The sequence below is a fragment of the Rhizobium sp. LjRoot98 genome, from assembly GCF_964252935.1.
Taxonomy (GTDB): Bacteria; Pseudomonadota; Alphaproteobacteria; order Rhizobiales; family Rhizobiaceae; genus Pararhizobium.
Genome location: NZ_CAXUPW020000008.1, coordinates 105885 through 132334 on the forward strand (window position 1 = coordinate 105885; position 26450 = coordinate 132334).

Below are 26450 nucleotides of genomic sequence, written 5' to 3' on the forward strand. Positions count from 1 at the left end.
AAGAGCGGCACATGTGGAGGAGCATTCATGGGTCCAGATGGCCGCGATATCAGCAATGGTCTCGATCGCCTTGTCGCCGGAACAACCGGCCTCAAGCATGACGGCCGTTTCCATGAGCCCAATCTCGATGGCACTGCCGGCGACTATATCAGCTTCGACAGCTGGGAATGGCCGCAGGGCGTCGGCCTCTATGGCCTGATCAAGCTCTGGCTTTTCACCGGCCGCGACGATCTGCGCCAGCTTGTCGAACAATGGTATGCGCAACGCATCGAAGCAGGCCTGCCGCAGCTCAACGTCAACACTACCGCGCCAATGCTCGGCCTGTCAGTCCTCTGGGCAAAAACCCGTGATCCACGTTGGCAGCCGGTTCTCGATGAATGGGCAAACCGGGTGCTGGCGGAGCTTGGCCGCACGCCGGAAGGCGGCTTCGAGCATCATGTCTCCGACAAGGTCAATCACGACGAGCTTTGGGATGACACGCTCTATATGGTCGCCCTGTTCCTCGCATCCTATGGTCAGGCCAGCGGTCGCCGTGAACTGGTCGATGAAGCCTCGCGTCAGTTTCTCGTTCACACCCGTTATCTTGCCGACACGCACACCGGTCTCTGGTTCCATGGCTGGACATTCGATGGCCGCCACAACTTCGCCGAAGCGCGCTGGGCACGCGGCAATGCCTGGATCACGGCAGGCCTGCTCGATCTCTTTGATCTCGCCGAGCTTGCCAAGCCCGTGAAGGATTTCCTGCAAGGTGTTCTGGTCGCGCAGGTCGATGCGCTCTTGTCGCTGCAGGCTCCATCCGGCGCATGGCGCACGCTGCTCGACGATGCCACCTCCTACGAAGAAATTTCCGCCACCGCCGGGATCGGTTACGGCCTGCTGAAGGGCTACCGCCTCGGCCTCGGCCCGCCGGCTTGGCGTGAAGCTGGCCTCAAGGCCTTACAGGTAGTCATGGATAACATCGACGAGACCGGCACTGTCGGAAACGTTTCCTATGGCACCCGCATGGGCCATGACCTCCAATTCTACAAGGACATCCCCATTCAACCGACCGGCTATGGCCAGGCACTTGCCATCCTGTGCCTTTCCGAAGGCTTGCAGCACGTCGGCCAAGAAGGACAAGCAGCATGACGATGAAGATTTTGTATGGAGCAGCCCCGGAAGACGTCAAAGGTTATGACACGGAAAAGCTCCGCAGCGCTTTCCTGATGACCGACCTGTTCGTGCCGGACGCAGCAAGTTTCACCTATACGCATGTCGACCGCCTGCTTCTCGGTGGCGCGATGCCGGTTTCCAAAAGCGTGACGTTCGGCTCTGGCGACGAAATCGGCACACCCTATCTCCTGTCGGCGCGTGAAATGGGCATCGCCAATCTGGGCGGCACCGGCACTATCACTGTCGATGGGCAATCCTTTACGCTGGAAAACCGCGACGTGCTCTATCTCGGCCGCGGTGCCCGCGAGATCGTCATGACGAGCCTTTCGGGAAAGACCCCGGCCCGTTTCTACATGAACTCGGTCCCAGCCGGCGCCGACATTCCACACAAGCTGATCAGGAAATCGGAATCGAAGGCCGTCGATCTGGGCGACGGCCGCCGGTCGAACAAGCGCCGCCTCGCCATGTATATTCACCCGGAAGTCACGCCGTCCTGCCTGCTGTTGATGGGCATTACCGATCTGGCCGAAGGCAGCGTCTGGAACACCATGCCGCCGCACCTGCATGAGCGCCGCATGGAAGCCTACTGCTATTTCGACATGGCGGCGGAAGATCGCATCATCCATCTGATGGGCCGCCCTGAAGAGACCCGCCATCTGATCGTCGCCAACGGTGACGCCGTCTTGTCACCCGCCTGGTCTATCCATATGGGCGCCGGCACCGGCCCCTATGCCTTCGTCTGGGGCATGACCGGAGAAAACCAGGAATATAACGACGTGGCCCCGGTAGCCCTGGCAGAGCTGAAATGACCCCGATGAGATCCCTGATGAACCGCAAACTGAACGCTGGCGATGCCATCCGCTACTGGCAGCTCGGAACGATTGCCGAAGAGCGTTTCGACGTGCCGGATGCGCCGATGAAGGGCGAGATGGACCCGTTCTTCTTTCTCACCAAGCATAAGAACTTCATTCCGCATGAATATCCTTGCCGCACGATCTTTGCCGAAACCTATCGTGGCAAACGTCCCGATGTCCGTGGCGCTTTCGAAGCCGCCCGCTGGTGGCTGCCTTTCGGTTCCCCACGGCTCGACCTCTCCGGCTTCTGGTTCCGCCCGACCCGGCTTGCCATTTTTGCCCGCACATTCATTGCGGCTGAGAAAGCCGGAACCGCCAAGGTTCGCCTCGGCACTTGCGGCGGCGCGGTCCTTTGGCTGAACGGCGAGGAAGCTGGTTGGATGGCTCCCTATAGCCGCAATCTCGAGGCAAAGGCCGAGTTCGAATTGCTGCTGCAGGAAGGCCTGAACGAGGTCACGATCTTCTTCGATGATCTCGCTGAACGCGACGCCCGCTATTTCTTCCAGCTTGACTATCTCAATGGCCCGGCGGCGAGCGTCGCCGTTCCTGTGCCGGTCGAAGGCAAGGTGGCTGAGACAATCGAGGCCGCCCTCGACAGCATGCATTTTGAGCGCACGGCTTATTTCGAAGGCGATATCACCCTGCTGCTTGCCGAGCCTCTGCCCGTGGATGTCGATGTCAATGTTGCGGTCGAAGGCGACTTCATGTCGACCGAACGCTTCGACTACGATTTCACCCTCAAGGCGGGTGCTGCCCGTCTGGTGATCGGTCCTTCCGAAAATGCCCCTGCCGATTTCCGTCACTTCCGCATCACGCTGAAAGCCGGCAGCTTCGTTGCATCGCGCTCGCTCGGTATCGAAATCTGCCACACCGCCCGGCAGGGCACTGCACCGGCGGCGCTTGCCGAACGCATCACGGAGACGCTCACCGAAGTCTCGGAATTCTCCGAACGTGACACCGTTCGAGCATTTGCACGGCTCGCCAGTGGCCGCTCCGGCGCCGATACCGATGCGATGATCGAGGAAATTCTGCCGTCGATCGAGGATTGCCACGATTGCGCCGATTTCTCGCTCGTGCCGCTCCTGTGGTCGCGTACCGTCTGGGGCAAGGACATCGGCGACAAGACCCGCGCCCGCATCGATCGTGCCATCCTCGATTTCCGCTACTGGATGGACGAACCCGGCAACGATGTTCAGTGGTATTTCTCCGAAAACCACGCCCTGCTATTCCATACGTCCGCCTATCTCGCCGGACATCTGCTGGCCGGTGAAACCTTCGCCCGCTCCGGCCGCAAGGGGACCGAGCAAAGCGCCGTTGGTGCCGCCCGCGTGCGCGCCTGGCTCGATCATTTCGAGGCTTGGGAGATGGCGGAGTTCAACTCGGCGCCATATTTCCCGATTGATCTCAAGGGCCTGACGGCACTCGCCGCGCTGTCGCCCGATGCGGATATCGCCGAGCGCGCCAAGAAAGGGATCATCCGCCTGTGCGAAGTCATCGCCCGCTCCGCCCACCACGGCATGGTCACGGCAGCGCAGGGGCGCTCCTACGAACACACGCTTTGCGCCGGCCGCTCGCTGGAGCTTTCGGGAGTCGCCCGCCTGCTGTGGGGCGCCGGCTGGTATGGTCGGCGTGTCCATGCTCTGCCGCAGCTTGCGGTCTGCCTGCGCGATCACGGTTTGATCATTCCCGAAACACTCGCCGCCGTTGCCAGTCATCAAGCCGGCGAACATCAGGAATGGCGGTTCGCCCAGGGCCAGGACCGGTTTGCCGCGCTCTATCACTACAAGAGCCGCGATTTCGCCATGGGCTCTGCAGCCCACTACCGCTGGAATGAGTGGGGTTATCAGGAAACCGTCCTGCATCTGCGTCTCGGCAAGCGGCCGGAAGCAGCCGTCTGGATCAACCATCCCGGCGAGACCATTCAGTTCGGGTACGGCCGGCCGTCCTTCTGGGGTGGGTGCGGCACCCTCCCTCGCGCCCACCAGTACCGGGGGCTGGCCGTACTCGACTTTTTGACCTTCGAGGAACAACCCGATTTCACCCATGCCTGGTTCCCGGTCGCCGAGTTCGACGAAAGCAGCGTGAAAGGGCGGGTGGCTTTGGCCCGTAGCGGCGGCGGCGCGGTCATTCTGCTCGGCAGTACCGAGTTGCAGCCGGTGACGACAGGCCCATCAGCCAATGCGGAACTGCGCCAATATGGCCAGAACACCCGCTGGATCGTCCGTGTTTGCGAATCCTCGGATCTCGCTGGTGTCGAAAGCCGGTTCGCCTCGCTATCCGTTGCGGAGACGGCAGACGGCTCGCTCGTGGTCGAAGACCCCGATTATGGCACGGTCACTTTCCGCAAGGATGGATCGGTCGAGGCCGAAGACCGGACGATCGTTCCGAAGGATTTCACGGTCGCAGGCGAGGTTGCCATGTTGGCCGCACACTAAAGGCGAAGCGCCGGCAAGGAGAGCCGGCGCCCGTTCAAATGCGGGCGAGGAGAAGCCTGCACCCAGAGGAGGAGGAAGACAATGGCAAGGACAAGGACAAAAACGATGCTCGCGGCATTCGCCGTCGGGCTTTTGACCTCCACGGCGGCATTGGCCGGGGATGTGCGCATTATGTGGTATTCCGACGGCATCGAGGGCGAGGTTCTGAAAGACCTCATCGGCCGCTTCATGAAGGACAACCCGGATATCAAGGTCATCATCGACAATGTGTCCTACAGCGTTGTACGCGAACAACTGCCGGTGCAACTCGAGGCTGGCGACGGCCCGGATATTGCCCGCGTTACCGCTCTGAAGGCGCTCAGCAAACACTGGCTGGATCTGCGGCCACTGGTTGCCGATGCCGCCTATTGGGATACGAATTTTGGCGATCAGGCCGACTGGATGCGTCCCGACGGCACCGATCAGATTTCCGGCTTCATGACGCAGATCACGCTGACCGGCGGCTTTGCCAACAAGACGCTGTTCGAACAGGCCGGCGTTGCCCTTCCCGGCAAGGATGCCACATGGGATGACTGGGCAAAAGCCTCCAAGCAGGTCGCCGAAAGTCAACAGATACCCTTCCCGGTGGCGCTCGACCGCTCCGGGCATCGCTTGACCGCGCCTGAGCTCGCCTTCGGCGCTAACTATATCGGCGCGGACGGCAAGCCGGCGCCGATCGATGAGGCCTCCAAAGCCTTCATCTCCAAATTCATCGGCTGGATCGAAGACGGCACGGTGAGCAAGGACGTCTGGGTCTCGGCTGCGGGCTCGACGTATCGCGCCGGCGCCGACGATTTTATCAACGGCCAGGTCGCCTTCTACTATTCCGGCTCCTGGCAGGTACCGAACTTCTCGACCAAGATCGGCTCGAACTTCGATTGGGTTGCGACCGGCAGCCCGTGCGGCCCGGCAAACTGCACCGGCATGCCGGGTGGTGCCGGTCTGGTAGCGATCAAGTACACCAAAAATCCAAAAGACGTCGCCAAGGTCATGGACTATCTGGCAAGTGAGCCGGTCGTGAAGGAGTTTTCCGAGCGCACCCTGTTCCTGCCTGCCCACAAGGGTGTGATCGAAAGGGGACTGGACTTCAAGACTGACGATGCACAGGCAAAAACGGCGCTTGGCATCTTCGTTACTGCATCGACGTCGTTGGCAGACCTCGCCCGCAAACTGCCCGGTTGGGCCTGGTCCGATACGATCTACGGCGCCCTCGTCACCCGAGTCAGTCAGGCAGCGGCTGGTGAAATGACCCTGGAGGAGGCCTATACCCGCATCGACGCGGATATTGCCGCCAAGGTCAAGGATTCGGCTCTCTAAACAGCGAAACGCGGGCGGCGGCGGGCTATCCCCGCTCAGCCGCCCGTTTCGTATCGCCGGTGATGGCCGGACGTCACCGCCGTTCATCCGGCAAGGGAAAGTGATCAACGATGGCAGACATAACCCGCCAGACCGGCGAAAGCCGGACAGGCCAGAGCCTGGGCGAAACCGCCATGATGCCGGTCCGCCTTGCCATGGGCATTATCGATGCCCCGTTGCGCTGGGTTCAGAAGACGTTTGGCCTTGGCGGGATGGCGGCATTCTTCCTGCTGCCCAACATGCTGATCTTCGGCATCTTCGTGCTTCTGCCGTTCTTCATCAATTTCGCCTATTCCATGACCGGCGGCTCGGCGCTTTTCCTGTCGGACCGCACCTTCGTCGGGGCCGATCAGTATACGCGGCTGTTCGACTGCTCGAACTATCTGAACCCCAATACATGCGCTGAAGATACGTTCTGGACGGCGGTCGGCAATACCGGCTGGTTCGTCATCCTCCAAGTCACGTTGATGATCGCCGTGTCGCTGATCACCGCCCTGATCCTCAACCGCAACCTGATGGCCCGCAGTTTTTGGCGCGCCGTGTTTTTCTTTCCGGTGCTGTTGTCACCCGTGGTCGTGGGCCTGATCTGGAAATGGATCCTGCAGCGCCAGGGCCTGCTCAATTTCGGTCTCTATGGTTTCGGTTTCGAGCCGCATGTTTGGCTGAACGACCGCAACTGGGCCTTCGCCGCCACCGTCGGCGTCTCGATCTGGGCGCATATGGGCTTCTATACGTTGATCATCCTTGCTGGCCTGCAGGCCATTCCGAAGGATCTCTATGAGGCGGCCGAAATGGACGGCACCCGGGCCATGCGCGTCTTTACCCGCATCACCCTGCCGCTTTTGATGCCGAACCTGCTGGTCGTCATCGTGCTGGTGCTGATCCGCGCCGTGCAGATCTTCGACGAAGTCTATGTGCTGACGGGCGGTGGTCCGGGTACCAGCACGCTCTTTGTCACGCAATATATCTACGAGACCGGCTTTGCCGCGCAGCTGCGCAATCCCGGCCTTGCTGCAGCAGCCTCGATTCTGATGGGTCTGGTGCTTGTCGTCCTCACGCTCATGCAGCTCGGCCTCAGCCGATCCCGCGACAAGAAGGGAGCTCGCAAATGAGCCGCGTTACGGAATTCCTGTTTCGCCGCAGGGGCGGCAGAGGCTGGCACTGGACGGATATCGTCACTTGGGTCTGGCTGGTCGTGGGGCTGTTGGTGATGTTCGGCCCGGCCGTGTGGCTGACCGCATCGTCCTTCAAGTCACCGGCGGCCCTTGCCGAATTCCCGCCAACGATCCTGCCTTATGTCACCCAGAAAGTGACGGTCGAAGGCTATGACAAACCGCTCGACCTCTACACTGCGACGTTGGAAGACGGCAGCACCGCGACACTCGCTGAAGTGCGCCGCATCGGCACCGTCAGCCAGATGGTCGATCCTAAAAAGCCGGCCGAGATCATCAAGGTCAACATCGCCAAGCGCGTGCCGGTCCGGCAGATGTCGTTTGCGACGGAAAACTACACCGAGCCCTTCACCCATTTCGATTTCGTCCGCTACCTCTGGAACTCCGTCTTTGTCACGGTGACGGCAACGCTGATCACCCTGGTGGTCAATTCCATGGCCGCATTCGCGCTCAGCAAATACGAGTTTCGTGGCCGGACATTTGCGATGCTTCTGATCCTCGCGACACTGATGGTGCCGTTGTCGGTCATCATGGTTCCGCTCTATTCGATCGTCTCGGCGCTTGGCCTGTTCAACAACCTCTGGGGCGTGATCCTGCCGACAGTGGCGACACCGACCGGTGTGTTCATCCTGCGGCAGTACATGCTGACGATCCCCGACGAACTGCTCGACGCTGCTCGGATGGACAAGGCATCGGAATGGCAGATCTATTGGCGGATCATCCTGCCGTTGACCGCACCGGCGCTCGCTGTGCTCGCCATCTTCTCCGTTGTCTGGCGCTGGAACGATTTCCTCTGGCCGCTGATCGTGCTGTCGCGCAAGGAACTCTATACGCTGCAAGTGGGGCTGAGCATCTATTCCGGCGAACTCAATGTGCAGTGGCATTTCATCCTGGCGATGACCGTCGTGACCATGATCCCCGTGGTTCTGGTCTTCCTCTTCCTGCAGCGCTTCATCACCACCGGCATCGCCGGAACCGGCCTGAAATAAGGGTGCATCATGGGACACATCAAACTCACCAATATCACCAAGTCGTTCGGCGCAATCGACGTGCTCCATGGCATCAATCTGGAGATCGCTGATGGCGAACTCGTCGTCTTCGTCGGACCGTCCGGCTGCGGCAAGTCCACGCTGCTGCGAATGATTGCCGGCCTTGAGAAACCAACCGGCGGCGAACTCGCCATTGACGGCAAGGTGGTTAACGCCATCCCCGCCGCCGATCGCGGCCTTGCCATGGTGTTCCAGTCCTATGCGCTCTATCCGCATATGAGCGTGCGCCAGAACCTCGCCTTCGGTCTGGAAAATACCAAGATGCCGAAAGCCGAGATCGCCACGCGCATTGCCGAGGCGGCCCGCATGCTGGAAATCGAGCACTATCTCGACCGGCGCCCAGGACAGCTTTCCGGCGGCCAGCGCCAGCGCGTCGCCATCGGCCGGGCGATCGTCCGCCGTCCTGTCGCCTTCCTGCTTGATGAGCCACTGTCCAACCTCGATGCGGAATTGCGCGGCTCGACCCGCGCCGAACTGGCGGCTTTGCATGCCCGGCTGTCGGCAACGATGATCTACGTCACCCACGATCAGGTCGAGGCGATGACTTTGGCTGACCGGATCGTCGTGCTGCGTGCCGGACGCATCGAGCAGGTCGGCACGCCGATGGAGCTTTACAATTCCCCGGCAAACCGTTTTGTCGCTGGCTTCATCGGCTCACCGCACATGAATTTCCTCGAGGGCTCGGTGGAACCTTCGTCTTCCGGCAAGGCCGTCGCCACCTTCGCCGGCGGCAACAGGCTGGAACTGCCGGTGGCCGCCAGCAGCCTTGCCAACGGCTCCGCCATCACGCTCGGCGTCCGGCCACAACATGTTTCGATTGGCAACGGCAGCGAAGGCATCGCGGCCAGGATCAAGCTGGTCGAAGCGCTCGGCTCCGAAACCATCGTCCACACCGATGTCGCCGGCCAGAAAATCCTGGTCGTGGCGCCAGGACAGCATAACCTGACACCGGGGTCGGATATCAATCTTTCGTTGTCTTCGGCCCCCCTCCATCTGTTCAACGAGAAGGGGTTGCGTCTTGAGCACGCTGTTTGATCTCTCCGGTAAGGTGGCGCTGGTCACGGGCGCGCGAACGGGACTTGGCCAGGGCATGGCGCTGGCGCTCGCACGTGCGGGCGCCGATATCGCCGCCCTCGGCTCCAGTCCGATGTCGCAAACGGCCGAAGTGATCCGGCAGGCAGGCCGCCGATTTCATGCGCTTGAAGTCGATCTCTCACAGAAATTCGACGCGAAAGCTATTATCGCCTCGGTTGTCTCTGAACTCGGTGGCATCGATGTTCTCGTCAATAATGCCGGTATCATCCGCCGCGCCGATCTGCTCGATCATTCGGAAGAAGACTGGGACGACGTCCTCGACGTGAACCTGAAGTCGGCCTTCCTGCTGTCGCAAGCCGTTGCCCGGCATATGGTCGAGACGAAGCGGGCTGGCCGCATCATCAATGTCGCCTCGATGCTGTCTTACCAGGGCGGCATCCGCGTGCCAGCCTACACAGCCTCCAAACACGGCATTGCCGGCCTGACGAAAGCCATGGCCAACGAGCTTGCCCCGCACGGCATCACCGTCAATGCCATAGCGCCCGGCTATATGGAAACGGACAATACCGAGGCCTTGCGCAACGACGCCAACCGTAACGCCCAGATCTCGGCCCGTATCCCGATGGGCCGCTGGGGTACACCGGACGATCTTGCCACATCCGTTCTGTTCCTCGCCTCGCCGAGTTCCGGCTACGTCACCGGCATCACCGTTCCCGTCGATGGCGGCTGGCTCGTGCGCTGAGGTGGGGATCGCAGATGCCTATCGCCATTGAACGGCTGAAGACCCTGCTTCGCGTAACGAAATCATCGCTGGATCTCGTGGCATCAACTGTCGTGGAGCATGACGATTACGCCGTCGAACGCCTGCGGTTTCGCCTGCCCGGCGGCGAAGAAATCCGTGGCTTCCTGACGAGACCACCCAGCAGCGCGAGATCCGGCCCAGCCGTCCTCTACGCCCATGCGCATGGCGCCCGCTATGATATCGGCGCCAGCGAACTGATCGATGGGCGGCCTGCCCTCCTTGATGCTCCCGGCCCAATCCTCGCCCGGGAAGGTTACGTCACGCTCTGCATCGACATGCCGACGTTCGGCGAGCGCGATCATGTCACCGAAAGCGCCGCAACCAAGGCGGCCCTCTGGCACGGCCAGACCCTGTTTGGCCAAATGCTCGGCGAGCAGGCCGCCGCTCTGAGCTGGCTTGCCGTACGCCCGGACGTTGACCCCACCCGTATCGGCATGACCGGCATTTCGATGGGCGCAACGCTCACCTATTTCCTGGCGGCCATCGACACACGCATTACGGCTGCCGCGCATCTCTGCTGCTATGCCGATTTTGCGACGCTGGTCGAGACCGGTGCACATGACTTGCATGGCGATTATCTTACCATCCCCGGACTTCTCGCAGAGACCTCGACCGGCGAGATCGCGGGCTTGATCGCCCCGCGGCCGCAATTGATCTGTGCCGGGCTGGACGACCCGCTTACGCCGCCACTCGCGATCAAGCGCGCTGTCATTCAGACGGTGGCTGCCTATGAAACAGCTGCTGCTACAAATGCCGTGACATTGTTGGAAGAGGCTGGCGTCGGACATCGGGAAACGTGGTCAATGCGGCGTGCAGTCCTCGGCTTCTTCAAGCGCCACCTCTCGTGATCACTCCGTTGAATAGCATCGGCTAAGGCAGCAACAGGCGATGTTCCCATTGTTGGTCCATCGGTACAGCCATCGACGGTTGATCCACCTCCCAAAACGCCCACGGTCGTGGCCTGTCAGCCGCCGAAGCGCACTGCGCAGAAGTTCGGCGAAAGATTCGATGCCGAAGAGTTTTCTGTTGTGGCAAATGAAAAATCTGATTTACTGCCATTTCGATAATTGGCTTTTGGGGGATATTGCCGATGGTGTCGACTCGCAGAGATATGTTGCTTGGCGGTCTGGCGTTACTTGGAGCCGGGACTGTCCCGAATCCGGTGTTTGCCGCAGCTGCTTCCTATTTTTCCGGTACGGCGGTCGATAACGGCGTCACGTTCCGGACGACCAATTTTGCCAAGATCGACAAGCAGTGGCGCCGCCAGGTCGTCAAGTATTTCAGTAGCGAGCCGATCGGCACAGTTGTTGTCGATACGAGACACCATTTTCTCTACGTGATCATGGAGAACAAGACGGCAATCCGGTACGGCGTCGGAGTCGGCCGTGATGGCTTCAAGTGGTTTGGCCGCGCCACGATTGACCAGAAATCCCTGTGGCCACGCTGGACGCCGCCAGCCGACATGCGCAAACGGCATCCAGAATTGCCTGAATTTGTTGATGGAGGCTCGCCGAAAAACCCGCTCGGCCCGCGGGCCATGTACCTCCACCGCGATGGTGTTGATACCGGTTACCGCTTTCACGGTACATTGGAGCCGGGCAGTATCGGCAAGGATGCCTCCAGCGGCTGCATCCGCATGTTCAACGAAGACGCGATCGACCTTTATCAGCGTTGCCCCATCGGCACGGCTGTGCAGGTTCTGCCGCATATTGCCGACCAGGCTCCCCAGGTCAGTGACGCCACCCCGGTCGAATAAGGAATCCCTGATGTCTGTTATGATCGGATACGCGCGGCACCTTTTGGCTGCGGCCACGCTCCTGGCGCTCGCCGCCTGCAACACCGCCGATATCGCCTCCGTCGAAGAGCCCGCGGCAGTGCCGATGACCGGCCAAACCAACGATCCGGCCCCCGGTTTCGAAACTGTCTCGGCCGGCAGTGAAGAGGATTTCATCCTCAATGTTGGCCGGCGGGTCTATTTTACGCAGGACTCTGCCGCGCTCGATTCCGTCGCCAAGGCAACCTTGGATAACCAGGCGGCTTGGCTCAACAGCAATCCGCGTTGGCTGGTCAAGCTTCAGGGATTTGCCGACGATTCCGGGTCAGGGTCCAAAATGGAGACGCTGTCGCAGAAGCGTGCCGAAGCGACGATGGCCTATCTCGCTTCGAAGGGTGTCGATCCAGGGCGCATGTGGGCCAAGGGCTATGGCAACGACCGTGAAGTTCGTGACTGCACGGATCGTTCGTGCAAGGTGCAGAACCGCCGCGTCGTCGCCAATCTGCGCACCCAGCGCGACGCAACCTAATCGCAAGAGAAGGTCTTAGCCGGAATCGACAGTTCTCTGGCGAATTGGTCCCAGCGATCGCCTCCGAGTGGATACGATACTCGATGTAGTCCGTTGCAAGCCGCGTTTCGCAACTGTCTGACCACCGTGCCCGCCGTGTCACCGACCCGCAATGCCAAAGCGGCCAAACGCTTTCTCGGCAAGCCTTGAATGGCCTGAAGGACTGGGAAAAGCCAACTGTCATCAATACCGACAAGGCACCGATTATGGCATTGCTATTGCGCAATTGAAGGCCGCAAACAAATGTCCCGTGGGAGTCGTGCACCGACAGGTCACGTATCTGAACAACGTTGTTGAGGCCGATCACGGCAAGCTGAAGCAACCGATCAAACCGGTGAGAGGGTTCAAAACGCTGAAACAGCCTATGCGACGATCAAAGGTTTCGAGGTCATGCGCACTCTGCGCGAAGGACAGGCTGCGATTTTCAACCTGACGGGCGACATCCGTGGAGAAGCACGCATTGTTGGGCGTGCTTTCGGCGTCGGACCAATCGCGCTGGCGGAGGCGGTGGCACTGCTCGCTCAGAGGCTCGAAAATCGCGAGGCTGCCAGGTAGTCGACACTCCTACCAACGGTCATTATGGCCAAAATCGAAATTTGCAACAGAGCCCTCAGGCTACAATGGGAAAGCCGGAAACCAAGGTGGCCGACCTTTGCGCCGAACTCGGTATCACGAGGCAAACTCTTTACCGCTTTGTTGGTCCTGACGGGAGCCTTCGAAAAGATGGTGACCGATTGTTAGCGCGTGGCTCACCTAACCGCGCCAAATGATTTTTGCCGCCATGGCATGCGCAAACACTTATATATGGAGCTGAAATAATGACTGAACCTGGCCTCGGTGTTGCGGTCGATCCGACACCTCGCCCATTTCCACAGAAGCTCGTTCATAGCGGAAGCTCCGTCACTTTAGAGCCGTTGTCAGAAAGTCATGTCCCTGAGCTTTGGGAGGCTGCCCGAAATGCGGAGCGAAGCTGGACATATCTTCGATACGGACCATTCCAGACGCGCGACGACATGAGCCGGCACGTTCAAGATCTGGCTCAGCGAGCCGACCAGCCATTTTGGGCAGTTCGCCCTAAATCAAGTGGTCGTGCTGAAGGGTGGTTGTCCCTCTGTGACATATATCCCGCAGACTCAGCCATCGAAGTAGGTAGCGTCTGGTTCTCCCCGTCGCTTCAGCGGACTCGGGCGGCGACCGAGGCGGTTTTTCTTTTGATTAGGCATGCTCTCGACGAGCTGGGCTACAAGCGGATGGTCTGGAGATGCCAAGCCTTGAATGCCCCGTCTCGCAGGGCGGCCGAACGATACGGGTTTAAACCAGAAGGGGTTTGGCGCGCAGCGGCGATCGTGAAAGGCTGGCAGCGTGATGTAGCCTGGTACTCGATGCTTTCAGATGAATGGCCTTCCCATCGAGCTGCGATATCTGCCTGGCTGGATGACGGCAACTTCCGCGCCGACGGGTCCGCTATCGCGACAGTGACGCGACTGCGAGGTCCGACGCCATAGGCTGTACCGTATATCTGTGCTCCTTTAATGTTCAGGGCCGAGACGGAGCCATTCCGTGACGCGACGGTGCTTGATCATTTCGTTGATGGTTTTCGCAGGGCAGGTCTTCCAGGGTGACCTAAAACGTCCCTGTCATCTCATAGTGGTCTTCACGCTGACTACGGCTCAAAGCGGGTCGTGTCATCGCGATCGCGATCGTATCCCTTTACGAGCGGAAACGGCGGCAGCCAGGATTCACGGCGAACTGTCCAGAGTTCGTAGGTCGGGATCAGTTGGCCGGGCGTGTCCAGAGAACCGAGGTTGACTTCGATTTCGTCTGCGCTGCGTGCAAAAACGGGAGAGCCACAGCGGGGACAGAAAAACCGCCCGGCATAGTCGCGTGTTTCGCCGGAGATTGTTACCGCCTCCTGCGGGAATATCGCGGAGGCATGAAAAATGGCACCGTGATGCTTGCGGCAGTCGAGGCAGTGACAAAGGCCGACCCGGTATGGGGAGCCTGACGCCACAATGCGGACATTCCCGCACAGGCAACCGCCGGTGAACCGGTCCATGCTGGATCTCCTTCAAAATCAACCGCCCGGCATGTTTACGACGAACTGCCGGGCGGCTCAAGCGTGGGGCTATTGGACCCGTTTCAACGCATCCCCGAGCATCGAGACGATGTCTTCGATATGGGATTTTTCGGCGATCAACGGCGGCGAGAAGGCGATGATATCGCCGGTGACGCGGATGAGGAGCCCGCGCTCGAAGCAATCGACGAAGACATCGTAGGCGCGTGCGCCGGGCGCCCCATCGCGAGAGGCAAGCTCGATACCAGCGATCAGGCCGATCGTGCGGATATCCGAAACGTGCGGCAGACCCTTCAACGAATGCATGGCCGCATGCCAATCGTCTTGCAGGTCGGCCGCCCGGGTCAGCAAGTCTTCGTCGCGGTAGATATCGAGTGTGGCGATACCGGCGGCGCAGGCGGCCGGATGACCGGAATAGGTGTAGCCGTGGAACAGTTCGATCTGGCCTTCGGGGCCGTGCATCAGCGCATCATGCACCTTGCGGCTGGCAAAGACGGCACCCATCGGGATAGCGCCATTGGTCAAGCCCTTTGCCGTGGTGACGAGATCGGGTGTCACGCCGAAATAGTCCGTGGCAAAAGGCGCGCCGAGGCGTCCAAAGCCGGTAATCACCTCGTCGAAGATCAACAGGATGCCGTGGGTCGAGCAGATCTTGCGCAGCCGCTCAAGATAGCCTTTCGGCGGGATCAGAACGCCGGTGGAACCGGCAACCGGCTCGACGATGCAGGCGGCGATGGTTTCGGCGCCATGCAGGGCGACCAGTCTTTCAAGATCGTCGGCAAGCTCGGCGCCATGCTCCGGCTGTCCTTTGACGAACGCATTCTTCGTAAGATCGTGCGTGTGGCGCAAATGGTCGGTGCCGGGAACAAGCGGGAAGACGCGGCGATTGTTGACCAACCCGCCGACGGAAATGCCGCCGAAACCGACGCCATGATAACCGCGCTCGCGGCCGATCAGCCGTGTCCTCGTCCCCTGCCCGATCGACCGCTGAAAGGCGATTGCAATCTTGAGGGCGGTGTCGACGGATTCCGAGCCGGAGCCGGTGAAGAACACGCGATCGAGCTTGCCATCCGGACCGCCGGGCGCAATCTCCGCCAGCCGCTCGGCAAAGTCGAAGGCGATCGGGTGGCCCATCTGGAAGGACGGTGCAAAGTCCAAATTGAGCAGCTGGCGCTCGACGGCAGAGGCGATCTGGCGGCGGCCGTGACCGGCATTGACGCACCAGAGGCCGGCGGTGCCATCCAGAATTTTCCGCCCGTCGATGCTGGTGTAATACATGCCTTCGGCCGAGGCGAGCAGGCGTGGCGCCGCCTTGAATTGGCGATTGGCAGTGAATGGCATCCAGTAACTGTCGAGTACCGGGGTGTTTGGCTTGCTGTGCTGGTTCATGGCGACCTCCTGTGAGAGTGCGATGACGCCATGATTTCATATGCCCAAACAAGTCCTTTTCTGTTGAGCCATAAGTCATTGAAAAAGCTTGGTGGGGGTTGTAATAGTTTCGATATTTCGAACATGCGAAACAGGAAAACTCATGTCGGTCGATATCGGAAACCGGTTGCGCCATGTGCGGCTGCTCAACAATCTGTCGCAGCGGGAACTGGCCAAGCGGGCGGGCGTGACCAATTCGACGATTTCGCTGATCGAGTCCAATTCCTCCAACCCGTCGGTCGGCGCACTGAAACGTATCCTGGATGGCATCCCGATCGGGCTTGCGGAGTTTTTCGCCTTCGAGCCGGACCGTCCGAAGAAGGCTTTCTACCGGGCCGACGAGCTGGTCGAAATCGGCAAGGGTCCGATCTCCTACCGGCAGATCGGCGATAATCTGTTCGGCCGCAGTTTGCAGATTCTGAAGGAATGTTATCAGCCCGGCGCCGATACGGGGAAAGTGCCGCTGGTGCACGATGGCGAGGAAGGCGGGATTGTTCTGTCCGGGCGGCTGGAAGTCACCGTCGATGACGAACGCCGGATCCTTGGACCGGGCGATGCCTATTATTTCGAAAGCCGCCGCCCCCACCGGTTCCGGTGCGTCGGCCCGGTGGCGTGCGACATCATCAGCGCCTGCACGCCGCCAACCTTTTGACCGGCGGGCGCGCCGATTGGCTTAATACTGTCCCGGCTTAACGTCCGTCGGGATCGGGCAGACATACGGCTGACCTTCCATCTTGCTCTCCCACTCCGCCTTCGCCTCAAAGCGAAGTTCCTCCGATGTTGCCAGATCAAGGCCGGTCGCCGCCAGCACCTTTGCGGCGTGCACCATCGCTTTGTGGGCGGCCGGGCTACGGCCCTGCGCCACCACCTGCCAGGTATGCGGGTTGGTGCCGATCGCCCAGGCGGGTGCCCAGCACTGTGCCGTCGGTGTCACCCGGCTGACGTCACCGACATCGGTCGAACCTGCCCGGAAATGCGATTGGCCTTCGAAGGCGCGCAATCCGAGATGCAGTGCCGTTGAGCCATCGATCTTGTCGTTGGAAAAGACGTCGCCCTTGATCTGATAGAGGCGAATGCTGCTTTTGACCGCTTCATCGGTAAAGGTGGCCTGGATTTTCCGTGCGAAAGCAATGTCATCATTGTCGAAAGGCACAGGACCGAGTGCGACCATGTTGTCATGGATGGCGTTTTCAAGCGTCAGATTGGGCAGAAGGTTGGTCGAAGCAGTATCGAAGACGGCTTCGACTTCCGTTTCGGTCATCGTGGCAGCACCTTGCGCGACTTTGCCGACCCGCTCGGCAAGGGCGAGCGCCTGCGTCATTTCCGGCGCGCGGATCAGGTAAAGGACTTCGGCCTTGGCCTGCACGACATTGGCGGCCCGCCCCCCGGCGTCGGTGATGGCATAGTGAACGCGGCAATCCTGCGGCATGTGTTCTCGCAGAAAATTGACGCCGACATTCATCAGTTCGACGGCATCGAGTGCTGAGCGGCCGAGATGGGCGCTGTTGGCAGCGTGCGCCGCCACGCCCTTGAACCGGTAATAGGTTTCGAGCACGGCCAGATTGTTGGTGGACCGAACCCCGTTGAACGGGGCTGGATGCCAGGTCAGCGCCGCATCGACATCATCGAACGCACCGGCGCGGACCATGAAGGTCTTGCCGGAGCCACCTTCTTCTCCGGGGCAGCCGTAATAGCGGATAGTACCTGGCAGGCTCTCAGCTTCCATGTGTTTGGCAAGCGAAATCGCTGCGAGTAACGAACCGGCGCCGAGAAGATTGTGGCCACAGCCATGGCCGGTGCCATCGGCTGTCAGTGGCTGCGGAGCATCGGCGCCTGCCACCTGGCTCATCCCCGTCAGTGCATCGAACTCGCCGAGAAAGGCAATTACCGGTTTGCCGCTGCCGAACTCGCCGATGAACGCCGTTTCCATACCCGCGATGTTCTTCCGGACGGTAAAGCCATTCTGCTCCAGCATTCCGATCAGCAGGGCCGACGACCGGTGCTCATCGAACTTCAGTTCGGCAAAATCCCAGATCTGGTCGCTGAGCGCGGTAAACTGCGGTGCCATGGCGTCGATGGCAGTGGTCAGGGAGAGCAGGGAAGACTTTTCGGGCATGGGTATCCTCGTATCGACGCAATTCCGGCGTCGGAAATCCGGTCTGGCGGATCGCAATCCGCCGGTTCTGTTCATCGTATAGAGAAGGTGATGCGCCGCCGCGGCGGCGCAATGGACGCTTAGTCGTCGACCGAAACTTCCCACAGCCGAGCGTTGGACTGCCAGACCGGCTGGCCCTTCAGCGTCTTGGTTGCGCCCCAGACGTCAACCATGTCGTAGAGGAAGATACCGGGCATTTCCTGCAGCATCAGTTCATGGAACTGGTCGAAGATCGCCTGACGCTTTTTCGGGTCGATTTCGGCATAGGCTGCCTTCATCAGTTCGCGCGCCTTCGGATCGTCCCACATCAATGAAGCATTCTTGTCCTTGTCGCCAACGTAGAAGCTGTACATCAGCGCCGGGTCTAGGCGCGGCGAGACGGATTGCGAGATGATCTGGTAGTTGCCGGAGCGGCGGCGATCGACCTGCGTGGCATAATCGATCACTTCGATCTGAACGTTGAGCCCGATCTGCTGCAGCATCGCCTGCGCCATCACCGCTGCCGGGAAGCTCGGCACGTTGCCACGTTTGTTGGCAATGATGCTGATCGGTTCGCCCTTGTAGCCGGAGGCGTCGAGTTCCTTCTTGGCCGCTTCCAGATCATACGGCAGACGCTTCTTCTGCACATCGCTGTAATAAACGCTGTCCGAGGAGATCATCGAACCGTTCGCCTCTCCCGTGCCGTTCGATGCGGCGGCGACCAGCTGATCGAGGTCGAGTGCCTGGGCCATGGCGCGGCGGATGGCCGGCTTGCCAAGGATGGGATCGCGGGTCTGGATATAGAACAGGTTCTTGCCGTTGTTGCGGGCAATGATCAGCTGCGTGGTTTCGCTGTCCTTGAATTCCGGGATGAGATCGGGGGAGATTTCAGCCGTGTCCAGCACACCCGATTGCAAGCCTGCCTTGACGGTCGAGGCATCCGGGATGACCATGAATTTGACACCATCGGCCAATGGCCGCTTCGAACCGACCATGCCATCCGGCTTTCCGTCGTTTTTCGGCGAGACATAACCGTCATACTTGGCCAGATGAACGTATTCGCCCTTCTTCCATTCGTCCCACTGGAATGGACCGGTTCCGATCGGCTTGTCGAACGTACCGCCGGCAGCCACCGAATCCGGTGAAATGATGCCGGTATAGCCACATTCCGGGCGCGACATCAGGCCGAGGAAAACGGCGGACGGCTTTTCGAGCGTCATGGTTACCGTCGCGGCGTCGGCAGCCTTGATACCGGTGACGTGCACCGCGCCATTGCCGTCGAAATCCTTGAGGCAGGTCCATTTGGTCGCCGGATCCATGTAGCGGTTCCAGTTCCAGACGACATCTTCGGCCGTCAGGGACTTGCCGTTGTGAAACTTCACGTCAGCACGCAGCTTGAAGGTGTAGCTCAGGCCATCCGGCGCCATGTCGACGCTTTCGGCCAGAAGCGGCTTGACTTCACCATTGTTGGCATAACCGACCAGGCCTTCAACGATATGAAGGATGATGCTGTCGGTATTGCCGTCGCGGTTGACGCCGGGATTGTTGCTGCGCAGGTCGGAGCTTTGCGCCACGACGATATCGCGGGCGGCGGCGGTGCCGGCAAGTGCTGCCAGCATGGTGCTGGCCAGGAGAATTGTCTTCATTGTTCTACCCTCTTTTTTGGTTGGTTATGACTGGAATTCGTCCCAGCAGGCGCGCGACAGCCTGCCGATGGTTTCAAGTGACATCGTGTAGCCCGGCGTCCCGTCCTCCATCGCCTGCGGCACCTGGTCCGTATAGGCGGCGATGATGTAGAACGGCGCGCCCTCGCGGTAGACGACGCCTGCATCCATGCGGCCGCGCTTGCCGCGTCCGCCCTTGCTTGCCACCTTGGTTTCGAATGGCAGGCGCGAATGAATGCCGTAGCGCAGGACCTGGTTCTTCAGCGTCTGCAGGGCATATTGGCAAAGCTCCATCGGGCAACCGAGCTTGGCAGCGGCGGCGCTTGAGGTCTGCGCATCAAGAATGGTCTGCAAGAGCATGACCTGGTCGTTTGCCGTTGTTGTCGTCACAGCACCGAGCGCGTGGTCTGGCGACAGCGCCAAAGGCGGGATCAGGAATCGGTGATGGGTGCCGCTCATGCCGATCGTCTTGCAATAGAGATCGACCTCTTCCAGCGTCAGCCGCTCGAACACCATCTTGGTGCAGACATTGTCGCTCAGCACCATCATGCCGGTGATCGCGTCGCGCAGCGAAATGACGATGCCCGGCGTCAGGTAACGGAAGATGCCGCTTGCCACTTCTTCAGCGAAGCGCTCCTCGTAGACGATCTGTTCGTTGAGATCGAGGCGGCCCTCGCCAACAGCCTTCAGCGCCGCCATCATGATCGAGGTTTTTCGCGTGCTGGCCGACGGGGTCTCTTCGTCCGCGCCGCGGCCAAAGGTTTCACCGGTCAACAGGTTGCGGACAGAGTAGCGGGTGACGAAGGGCTGCGCATCGCAGATCGCGTTCAGCCGGCCGGCCGTCTTGCTCGAAGTCGTCATCGTGTTCATCTCAGGCCTCCAGACGCCATTTCAGTTTGACCCCGCCATTTTCGTTCAGATCGAGCGCGGGGATGGCCGAAAGCAGACGGCGGGTATACGCCTCCTTCGGCTTGTCGAAGATCGTGTTGCGATCGCCCTGCTCGATGATCCGGCCGTCCTGCATGACGATGACACGATCGGCCACCTGCTCGACGACACCGAGATCGTGGCTGATGAACAGGCAGGAGAAGCCGTAGCGCTTCTGCAGATCGGAAAAGAGCGTCAGCACCTGCGCTCGGACAGTGACGTCGAGCGCGGAGACCGGCTCGTCGGCGATCAGGAATTTCGGCCGCCGGGCAATGGCGCGGGCGATTGCGACGCGCTGGCGCTGGCCGCCGGACAGTTCGTGCGGATAGCGCAGGGCGTATTCAGTGCCGAGCCCGACTTCCTCCAGCGTTTCATATGCACGCTTCTTTTTTGCGGCCCGGTCGATATTGGGCACCAGCCGCAGAGCTTCTTCGACCAGGGAAAGGATGGTCATACGCGGATCGAGCGACGAATAGGGATCCTGGAAAACCATTTGGCAATTCAGGCGGTAATCCCGCCAGTCGGCAGACCGTTCGCGGCCCTGAAACAGAATGTCGCCCGAACTCTGGTTGACCAGCCCGGCGATGGTGCGGCCAAGCGTGGTCTTGCCGGAACCGGAACCGCCAACCCGCGCGACCACCTCGCCTGCATGAATATCGACGCTGACGCCGTGCAGCGCCCGCTTTGGCACGGCCTTCTTGAACAGCGATTTGCGGCCGGGATAATCGACCACGATGTTGCGCGCCGAGATCATCGGTGCGGAGACGGTATCAATAGGGCGAACGTCGCCCCGGATCGGCAGCGACGAGAGCAGCTTGCGCGTATAGGGATGCTGCGGCTTTTCGAGGATCTGTTCGGTCGTCCCCTGCTCGACCAGAGATCCTTTTTCCATCACGACGATGCGGCTGGTGTAACGTGCCACCATTGGCAGGTCATGGCTGATCAGGAGAACTGCTGTACCCTCGGCCTTGGTCAGCTCGACCATCAGTTCCATGACGTCGCGCTGGATGACCGCGTCGAGTGCTGTTGTCGGCTCGTCGGCGATCAAAAGCGCCGGCTTCAGCAACATGACGGAAGCAAGCATGATGCGCTGGCGCATGCCGCCGGAGAACTCGTGCGGATAGGCGGACAGCGCGCCTTCTGGATCGCGGATTCCAACGCGCTGAAGCATGGCAAGGATGCGCTCGCGCCGCGTGGCGGGTGTCATGTTGGTGTGGAGCACGAGCCCCTCCTCCAACTGCCGGCCGATGGTCATCGACGGGTTGAGCGAGGTCATCGGCTCCTGGAAGACCAGACCGATTTCACCACCGCGCAATTCGCGCAACCCGGCTTCGCTCATCGACAGCACGTCGCGGCCCCTGAAGGTTACCTGCCCGCCCGTCACCTTGATGGCCGGAGGCAGGAGCGAGATGATTGCGCGGGTCGCCAGCGACTTGCCGGAGCCGCTTTCGCCGACGATGCCGAAGATTTCGCCCGGCTCGATGTCGAAGCTGACTTTCTTCACCACCTCGACGCCGCGATGGACGACCTGGAGGGACAGATCGCGCACGCTGAGAAGTCTTTCCTGTGTCATTTCAGACCTCGCATGCGGGGATCGAGTTTGTCGCGGAGCGCGTCACCGAGAAGGTTGATGCCAAGCAGTGTCAGCGCGATGCAGAGACCGGGGAAGAGGCCAAGCCAGACGGCCTGCTCGATGAATGGCCGGCCTGCCGCCAGCATGTTGCCCCAGGTGGGTGCCGGTGGCGGTACGCCGAGGCCGAGAAAACTCAAAGCACTCTCCGAAAGGATCGCCCAGCCAAACATCGAGGTGGCAAGAACGGTGATCGGCGCCAGGCAGTTCGGCAGGATATGGCGCATCATCGTGAACAGCTCGCTGTTGCCCATAATCTTTGAGGCTTCGATGAATTCGCGTTCGCGCAGCGACAGCACGGCGCCGCGGACCACACGGGCCATCGACGGCGTATAGGCGATACCGAGTGCAAAGATGATGCCGTACTGGTTCGCGCCGAATACGGCGAGCAGACCGAGCGCCAGAAGGATGCCTGGAAAGGCCAGCAGCGCATTGTTGATTGCCATGATCACCGCATCGACCCAGCCGCGTGCATAACCGCTGACCAGTCCGATCAGCGTCCCGGCGATTGCTGCGAGCGAGACCGTGAGGAAACCGATCCAGACGCTGGCACGGGCGCCGACGATGATACGGCTCAAGACATCGCGGCCGAACTCGTCGGTTCCGAGCCAATGTTCGGCGCTTGGCGCTGCCAGGCGGGCGGTGAAGCTGAGCTTCATCGGGTCGTACGGCGTCCAGAAGAGACCGAGGAGTGCGACGGCAAGCAGAAGAGCGATCAGGACACCGCCGATGAGGCCGTTAAACGTATAGTTTTTCATTCGGCCACCACACGCGGATCAAAGAGAGGATAGAGCAGGTCGACGATCAGGTTGACGAGCACATAGGACAACGCCACGAACAGCAGGCAGCCCTGAATGACGGGATAATCACGCTGGAAGATGGCATCGACCATCAGCCGGCCGAGACCGGGAATGGTGAAGACCGTTTCGATGACGGCGATGCCACCCAAAAGGTTGCCGAGGATCAGGCCGATCATCGTCCAGGTTGGTCCGAAGGCGTTCTTGAAGGCATGCTTCCAGAGGACGGCGCTTTCAGACAGACCCTTTGCCCGTGCATGCGTGATGTAATCGAGCCGGAGCACTTCAAGCGTCGAAGCGCGCGCCATGCGGATCAGCACGCCCATCTCATGGATGACCAGCGTCATGATCGGCAGGACGAGATACAGCAGCCCACCGACGAGATTGTCGCCGATCGAGACATAGCCGAGCACCGGTAGCCAACCGAGCTTCAGGCCGAAGAACAGGAGCAGCAGCAAGCCGAGCCAGAATGTCGGGATTGACAACAGCACTGTGGCAGTACCGACGAGCGCAAGGTCGGTCAGGCTGTTCTGCCGCCAGGCGGCAATGACGCCGGCCGGAACGGCGATCAGACTGGCCAGGAATACGGCGACAAGCACGATCTGGGCGCTGACGGCAAAATGTGAGACCACCAGTTTCAGCACCGGCTCACCGGTGACGATCGACTTGCCAAAGTCGCCGGTCAGTACGTTGCCGCCCCAGATCAGGAATTGTTCCGGCATCGACTTGTCGAGGCCGAGTTCAGAACGCATTTCAGCGATCTGTGCGGGCTCAGCCATGTCACCCAGCATCAAAGCTGCCGGGTCGCCGGGAATGAAGCGGATGAGTGCGAACACCGTGATCGAGACGATCACAACTGTTGGCAACGCCATAAACAGGCGATTGAGAATAAATCGGAGCATCGGTTCCCCTGAACACGATTGGAAGCGGGAAGTCTGCCGTTGGCCGGCTTGTTTGTGGCAGGACTATGATGGTTTTGACAAATATGCGCAATATTATGCGATTTTGTCATATCCCTATGCGGATGTGGACCGGCCTGCCTGGCGGTGGATATTCAAAAAGTGCAAGCACCAAAACCAGTTAGCGCGGTTGCTGCGATAGCGCGATCTGACGCTTGAGTGCATCCATCAACGCCTGCGCAGCAAGCGACGGCGGCACGCTTGCCGGTTTCGCAAGCCCGAATTCCTGCGTGGACACAGGAATGAACGGACGCTGGACGATTCGCAGGTGCCGGTAGAGATTGGCGTAAAAGCTGCTGATGATGCCGATGCCGAGACCGTGGGCGGCATAGGCGCAGGCCGAGCTGTTGGTATGGGTCTCGATCTTGACGTTCTGTTTTACCCCTGCCCGCTTGAACGTCTGATCGAGCAGCATGCGCGTCGGCCGCTGGCGACCGATCAGGATCAGCGGAATGTTGCGCAGGTCCTTCGGGGTAATCTGCTGTAGCTCTGCGAGCGCATGACTTTCCGGGATGACGCAGACGCTGACGCCGCTTGCCACCGGCTCCATTTCAATGGCCGGCCCCACCTCTCCCTCGTAGCGCAGGAAGCCGAAATCGATGACCCGCTGCTCCACCAGCCGGGTGATCGCCGTCGTCGTTTCAAAAAAGGTCTCGATGCGGACGCTGGGGAATTCCCTTGCATAATCCGTCAGCATTGCCGGGGCGAAGTCCTCCCACATGCTGCTTGGCAGCCCGATGCGCACGACCTCAGGTCCAGCAGCACCACTGCGCAAATCTTCGGCGAGGCCTGAGAAACGGTTGAGGCCAAGCAGGATGTTCTCAGCGTCGCGGGCAAGAATGGTCGCCTCCGGCGTCGGGATCAACCGCCCCTTGTCGCGGGCGAACAGATTGAGCGACAGGTCGGATTCGAGCTGTGCCAGTAGCCGGCTGACGCCGGACTGGCTTAGTCCCATGCTTTTCGCCGTCGCGATCGTCGATCCCGTCGCAAGCAGGGTCTTGAGCACTTCCAACTGCCGAAAATTGATCATCACCCATGCCTCTTCAACGCGAAATCGGGATTGCCTTTCCGATGGGTAGCGCCTGGGCGCGGGGAAAGCAAAAGGCTTCCTTGCTGCACTATCAGGTGGACGCGACGATATGCTGGGGCGGCGCGCCATGAGGAAGTGGTCCTGTTGATAGGCAACCAGCTATCGGGCGTTTGGCGCAGGGAAAGGGCCATTAAGAATAGCCCAAAAACGGACCTTTTAAGTTGTATTTATTTGGGCTATGCAACCTATGTTATTTATATAAATTCTATTGGAGGTTGCAATGTCGAGTGTAATTTTACAGTCGGTCCAGACGACGCATGCCGTGCAGACGACTGAACCCGTCACCTTCGGTTCGCTGAAGCTGATGTTCACCGATATCTTTGATTATCGCTGGAACGACGCCGGCAGCGGTGGCGATTACGATGTCGGGTTCTACAAACCACGCGCGCCTGCGGAAGGCTTCCGGTCTCTCGGCAGCATCGGCGTCAAGGGATATGATGGTCCAAACAATCGCTATTGGGCATTGTGCATAGCTGCCAGCGACAGCGACCCAGACGCTGTTCGGGCGCCAACGGACTATGAGTGGGTCTGGGACGACGCAGGCTCCGGCGCGGACGAGGACGGCGCATGCTGGCGGCCGGTTCCACCGGATGGCTATTGTGCACTGGGCGATGTGTTCGTGACGACGCATGGTAAACCGTCGCTGGACGATGTTTGGTGCGTACGTGCCGATCTGGTCGGAGATGGTGTTGTCGACGAGTGGATTTGGGACGATGCGGGCACCGGGTCCGACGATGATTTCAGCGCCTGGACCGTTTCCCCGATGGGCGGGTTCATCAGCGAAACGCACATTCTGATTGCTCCGAACACCTTTTTTGGTGTCCGCAGCCACGACAGGCCATCTCCGTTGGTCAAAGTTCTGAAGCTCAATCCGCCAACGGAATATGCGGGAACCCCGCCAGTTCCATCCCTTCCGAGCCGGGCCAAGCCGGAAGCTGAATCGACCCCGGTTTGGGACCGGAAGGTGACGCTTCCGTTTACTGCGATTGTCGATTCTCACTATGACGTGGCGTGGAAGGTCGCAAACTCACCCTTCTATGTGCTGGAGCGATGGGTCAACTTCGAACTCGCCGCATTCGACGACAATGGATTGGAAACGCCGCACGAAATCGAAGTGAAGGTTGAGGCTGGTGTATCCCAGCAGCAGACCGACACGTTCAGTCATGAGGTGGGTATCAGCGTCAGCTACGAGAGCGGCGTCAAGGCCGGCGTGGCCAGCAGTAAGGTGACTGGCACGCTTTCCTACAAGTTCGGCTATCAAAGTGCCACCCAGATCGGCAGTTTCCGCAGCCAGACTATCACCACGAAGCTGGTCACCCCTGCCAACCACAGCGCGGCCATGTGGGCGCCACGGCACGCCTTCCAGCTTGTCCGGCACGACGGCAGCAAGGTGTCGGAACCATTGGTGCTGGATGATAATGTCCCGGATTTCTACGTCCGGCAGTTCCCGGCACCGGTGAACTCCAAGCCTTTGCGCGTCAAAGGGCGCTGATTTCAACGACAGGAGGCGG

Annotated in this window: 23 protein-coding genes and 1 pseudogene; 15 read left to right on the top strand and 9 right to left on the bottom strand. The window is 60.3% G+C overall.

Translation table 11 applies throughout. The annotated features are described in order from the left end of the window. Window positions 1-27: 27 nt before the first annotated feature. The 13 genes and pseudogenes from bglB to ACSQ3J_RS22670 all read left to right on the top strand — a co-directional run bounded on the left by bglB (window position 28) and on the right by ACSQ3J_RS22670 (window position 13741). On the top strand, window positions 28-1128 hold the full coding sequence (gene bglB / locus ACSQ3J_RS22610) for a beta-galactosidase BglB (RefSeq protein WP_060502347.1): 1101 nt from the start codon (window positions 28-30) through the stop codon (window positions 1126-1128). Next, window positions 1125-1961 (top strand): 5-dehydro-4-deoxy-D-glucuronate isomerase, encoded by an 837-nt coding sequence (gene kduI, locus ACSQ3J_RS22615; RefSeq protein WP_060502346.1) that lies wholly within the window; start codon window positions 1125-1127, stop codon window positions 1959-1961. Before bglB ends, kduI begins: the two co-directional genes overlap by 4 nt. Continuing rightward, entirely contained in the window at window positions 1958-4441 is a 2484-nt protein-coding gene (locus ACSQ3J_RS22620) for a hypothetical protein (RefSeq protein ID WP_060502345.1), read from the top strand. The genes kduI and ACSQ3J_RS22620 overlap by 4 nt, the downstream gene beginning before the upstream one ends. 81 nt (window positions 4442-4522) lie before the next feature. After that, window positions 4523-5797: an ABC transporter substrate-binding protein gene (locus ACSQ3J_RS22625; protein ID WP_436040356.1), complete on the top strand. Its 1275-nt coding sequence runs from the start codon at window positions 4523-4525 to the stop codon at window positions 5795-5797. A 173-nt stretch (window positions 5798-5970) separates the two neighbouring features. Further along, window positions 5971-6948: a carbohydrate ABC transporter permease gene (locus ACSQ3J_RS22630; protein ID WP_436040432.1), complete on the top strand. Its 978-nt coding sequence runs from the start codon at window positions 5971-5973 to the stop codon at window positions 6946-6948. Then, entirely contained in the window at window positions 6945-7997 is a 1053-nt protein-coding gene (locus tag ACSQ3J_RS22635; protein ID WP_436040358.1) for a carbohydrate ABC transporter permease, read from the top strand. The genes ACSQ3J_RS22630 and ACSQ3J_RS22635 overlap by 4 nt, the downstream gene beginning before the upstream one ends. Window positions 7998-8006: 9 nt before the next feature. Further along, on the top strand, window positions 8007-9092 hold the full coding sequence (locus ACSQ3J_RS22640) for an ABC transporter ATP-binding protein (RefSeq protein ID WP_436040360.1): 1086 nt from the start codon (window positions 8007-8009) through the stop codon (window positions 9090-9092). Then, window positions 9076-9834 (top strand): 2-dehydro-3-deoxy-D-gluconate 5-dehydrogenase KduD, encoded by a 759-nt coding sequence (gene kduD / locus ACSQ3J_RS22645; protein WP_436040362.1) that lies wholly within the window; start codon window positions 9076-9078, stop codon window positions 9832-9834. Before ACSQ3J_RS22640 ends, kduD begins: the two co-directional genes overlap by 17 nt. Window positions 9835-9848: 14 nt before the next feature. Further along, the gene (locus tag ACSQ3J_RS22650) at window positions 9849-10742 is read left to right on the top strand and encodes an alpha/beta hydrolase family protein (protein WP_436040364.1); all 894 of its coding nucleotides are present in this window, start codon (window positions 9849-9851) and stop codon (window positions 10740-10742) included. 242 nt (window positions 10743-10984) lie between these two features. Next, window positions 10985-11650, top strand: coding sequence for a L,D-transpeptidase (locus ACSQ3J_RS22655; RefSeq protein WP_060502339.1), 666 nt, complete (start codon window positions 10985-10987; stop codon window positions 11648-11650). 10 nt (window positions 11651-11660) lie between these two features. Next, window positions 11661-12197, top strand: coding sequence for an OmpA family protein (locus ACSQ3J_RS22660; RefSeq protein WP_060502338.1), 537 nt, complete (start codon window positions 11661-11663; stop codon window positions 12195-12197). Window positions 12198-12332: 135 nt separating this feature from the next. After that, window positions 12333-12791 (top strand): annotated as a pseudogene (locus ACSQ3J_RS22665) (DDE-type integrase/transposase/recombinase); the annotation flags it as partial. 263 nt (window positions 12792-13054) lie between these two features. Continuing rightward, the gene (locus ACSQ3J_RS22670) at window positions 13055-13741 is read left to right on the top strand and encodes a GNAT family N-acetyltransferase (RefSeq protein ID WP_436040367.1); all 687 of its coding nucleotides are present in this window, start codon (window positions 13055-13057) and stop codon (window positions 13739-13741) included. Window positions 13742-13899: 158 nt separating this feature from the next. Here the strand turns inward: ACSQ3J_RS22670 and ACSQ3J_RS22675 are convergent, their stop codons facing one another. Both ACSQ3J_RS22675 and ACSQ3J_RS22680 read right to left on the bottom strand, forming a co-directional pair. Next, window positions 13900-14292, bottom strand: a complete 393-nt coding sequence (locus ACSQ3J_RS22675; RefSeq protein WP_060502335.1) for a GFA family protein — start codon at window positions 14290-14292, stop codon at window positions 13900-13902. A 69-nt stretch (window positions 14293-14361) separates the two neighbouring features. Next, window positions 14362-15699 (bottom strand): aspartate aminotransferase family protein, encoded by a 1338-nt coding sequence (locus ACSQ3J_RS22680; protein ID WP_436040369.1) that lies wholly within the window; start codon window positions 15697-15699, stop codon window positions 14362-14364. Between the two features lie 142 nt (window positions 15700-15841). Between ACSQ3J_RS22680 and ACSQ3J_RS22685 the strand changes: the two genes are divergently transcribed. Beyond that, entirely contained in the window at window positions 15842-16390 is a 549-nt protein-coding gene (locus ACSQ3J_RS22685; protein WP_060502333.1) for a cupin domain-containing protein, read from the top strand. A 21-nt stretch (window positions 16391-16411) separates the two neighbouring features. Here the strand turns inward: ACSQ3J_RS22685 and ACSQ3J_RS22690 are convergent, their stop codons facing one another. The 7 genes from ACSQ3J_RS22690 to ACSQ3J_RS22720 all read right to left on the bottom strand — a co-directional run bounded on the left by ACSQ3J_RS22690 (window position 16412) and on the right by ACSQ3J_RS22720 (window position 24876). After that, complete coding sequence (locus ACSQ3J_RS22690; protein WP_436040371.1) at window positions 16412-17854, bottom strand: M20 family metallopeptidase; 1443 nt, start codon at window positions 17852-17854, stop codon at window positions 16412-16414. A gap of 119 nt (window positions 17855-17973) precedes the next feature. Then, the gene (locus ACSQ3J_RS22695) at window positions 17974-19518 is read right to left on the bottom strand and encodes an ABC transporter substrate-binding protein (RefSeq protein ID WP_060502331.1); all 1545 of its coding nucleotides are present in this window, start codon (window positions 19516-19518) and stop codon (window positions 17974-17976) included. A 24-nt stretch (window positions 19519-19542) separates the two neighbouring features. Further along, complete coding sequence (locus ACSQ3J_RS22700) at window positions 19543-20406, bottom strand: serine hydrolase (RefSeq protein ID WP_060511929.1); 864 nt, start codon at window positions 20404-20406, stop codon at window positions 19543-19545. A gap of 1 nt (window position 20407) precedes the next feature. Next, window positions 20408-22036 carry an ABC transporter ATP-binding protein gene (locus ACSQ3J_RS22705; protein ID WP_436040374.1) on the bottom strand — a complete coding sequence of 543 codons (1629 nt, stop codon included), beginning with the start codon at window positions 22034-22036 and terminating at the stop codon, window positions 20408-20410. Then, complete coding sequence (locus ACSQ3J_RS22710; RefSeq protein WP_060502328.1) at window positions 22033-22851, bottom strand: ABC transporter permease; 819 nt, start codon at window positions 22849-22851, stop codon at window positions 22033-22035. Before ACSQ3J_RS22710 ends, ACSQ3J_RS22705 begins: the two co-directional genes overlap by 4 nt. Continuing rightward, on the bottom strand, window positions 22848-23792 hold the full coding sequence (locus ACSQ3J_RS22715) for an ABC transporter permease (protein ID WP_060502327.1): 945 nt from the start codon (window positions 23790-23792) through the stop codon (window positions 22848-22850). Before ACSQ3J_RS22715 ends, ACSQ3J_RS22710 begins: the two co-directional genes overlap by 4 nt. 178 nt (window positions 23793-23970) lie before the next feature. Further along, window positions 23971-24876, bottom strand: coding sequence for a LysR family transcriptional regulator (locus ACSQ3J_RS22720; RefSeq protein WP_060502441.1), 906 nt, complete (start codon window positions 24874-24876; stop codon window positions 23971-23973). 283 nt (window positions 24877-25159) lie between these two features. Between ACSQ3J_RS22720 and ACSQ3J_RS22725 the strand changes: the two genes are divergently transcribed. Continuing rightward, window positions 25160-26431 carry a Vps62-related protein gene (locus ACSQ3J_RS22725; protein WP_060502326.1) on the top strand — a complete coding sequence of 424 codons (1272 nt, stop codon included), beginning with the start codon at window positions 25160-25162 and terminating at the stop codon, window positions 26429-26431. The last annotated feature ends 19 nt before the right edge of the window (window positions 26432-26450 follow it).

Coding starts and splice junctions, on each gene's coding strand:
- ACSQ3J_RS22640 (WP_436040360.1), top strand. CDS start 8,007: ATGGGACACATCAAACTCACCAATATCACCAAGTCGTTCGGCGCAATC.
- ACSQ3J_RS22650 (WP_436040364.1), top strand. CDS start 9,849: ATGCCTATCGCCATTGAACGGCTGAAGACCCTGCTTCGCGTAACGAAA.
- ACSQ3J_RS22660 (WP_060502338.1), top strand. CDS start 11,661: ATGTCTGTTATGATCGGATACGCGCGGCACCTTTTGGCTGCGGCCACG.
- ACSQ3J_RS22680 (WP_436040369.1), bottom strand. CDS start 15,699: ATGAACCAGCACAGCAAGCCAAACACCCCGGTACTCGACAGTTACTGG.
- ACSQ3J_RS22625 (WP_436040356.1), top strand. CDS start 4,523: ATGGCAAGGACAAGGACAAAAACGATGCTCGCGGCATTCGCCGTCGGG.
- ACSQ3J_RS22655 (WP_060502339.1), top strand. CDS start 10,985: ATGGTGTCGACTCGCAGAGATATGTTGCTTGGCGGTCTGGCGTTACTT.
- kduI (WP_060502346.1), top strand. CDS start 1,125: ATGACGATGAAGATTTTGTATGGAGCAGCCCCGGAAGACGTCAAAGGT.
- ACSQ3J_RS22675 (WP_060502335.1), bottom strand. CDS start 14,292: ATGGACCGGTTCACCGGCGGTTGCCTGTGCGGGAATGTCCGCATTGTG.
- ACSQ3J_RS22690 (WP_436040371.1), bottom strand. CDS start 17,854: ATGCCCGAAAAGTCTTCCCTGCTCTCCCTGACCACTGCCATCGACGCC.
- ACSQ3J_RS22705 (WP_436040374.1), bottom strand. CDS start 22,036: ATGACACAGGAAAGACTTCTCAGCGTGCGCGATCTGTCCCTCCAGGTC.
- ACSQ3J_RS22670 (WP_436040367.1), top strand. CDS start 13,055: ATGACTGAACCTGGCCTCGGTGTTGCGGTCGATCCGACACCTCGCCCA.
- ACSQ3J_RS22715 (WP_060502327.1), bottom strand. CDS start 23,792: ATGCTCCGATTTATTCTCAATCGCCTGTTTATGGCGTTGCCAACAGTT.
- ACSQ3J_RS22695 (WP_060502331.1), bottom strand. CDS start 19,518: ATGAAGACAATTCTCCTGGCCAGCACCATGCTGGCAGCACTTGCCGGC.
- ACSQ3J_RS22685 (WP_060502333.1), top strand. CDS start 15,842: ATGTCGGTCGATATCGGAAACCGGTTGCGCCATGTGCGGCTGCTCAAC.
- ACSQ3J_RS22620 (WP_060502345.1), top strand. CDS start 1,958: ATGACCCCGATGAGATCCCTGATGAACCGCAAACTGAACGCTGGCGAT.
- ACSQ3J_RS22710 (WP_060502328.1), bottom strand. CDS start 22,851: ATGAAAAACTATACGTTTAACGGCCTCATCGGCGGTGTCCTGATCGCT.
- bglB (WP_060502347.1), top strand. CDS start 28: ATGGGTCCAGATGGCCGCGATATCAGCAATGGTCTCGATCGCCTTGTC.
- ACSQ3J_RS22725 (WP_060502326.1), top strand. CDS start 25,160: ATGTCGAGTGTAATTTTACAGTCGGTCCAGACGACGCATGCCGTGCAG.
- ACSQ3J_RS22700 (WP_060511929.1), bottom strand. CDS start 20,406: ATGAACACGATGACGACTTCGAGCAAGACGGCCGGCCGGCTGAACGCG.
- ACSQ3J_RS22630 (WP_436040432.1), top strand. CDS start 5,971: ATGATGCCGGTCCGCCTTGCCATGGGCATTATCGATGCCCCGTTGCGC.
- ACSQ3J_RS22635 (WP_436040358.1), top strand. CDS start 6,945: ATGAGCCGCGTTACGGAATTCCTGTTTCGCCGCAGGGGCGGCAGAGGC.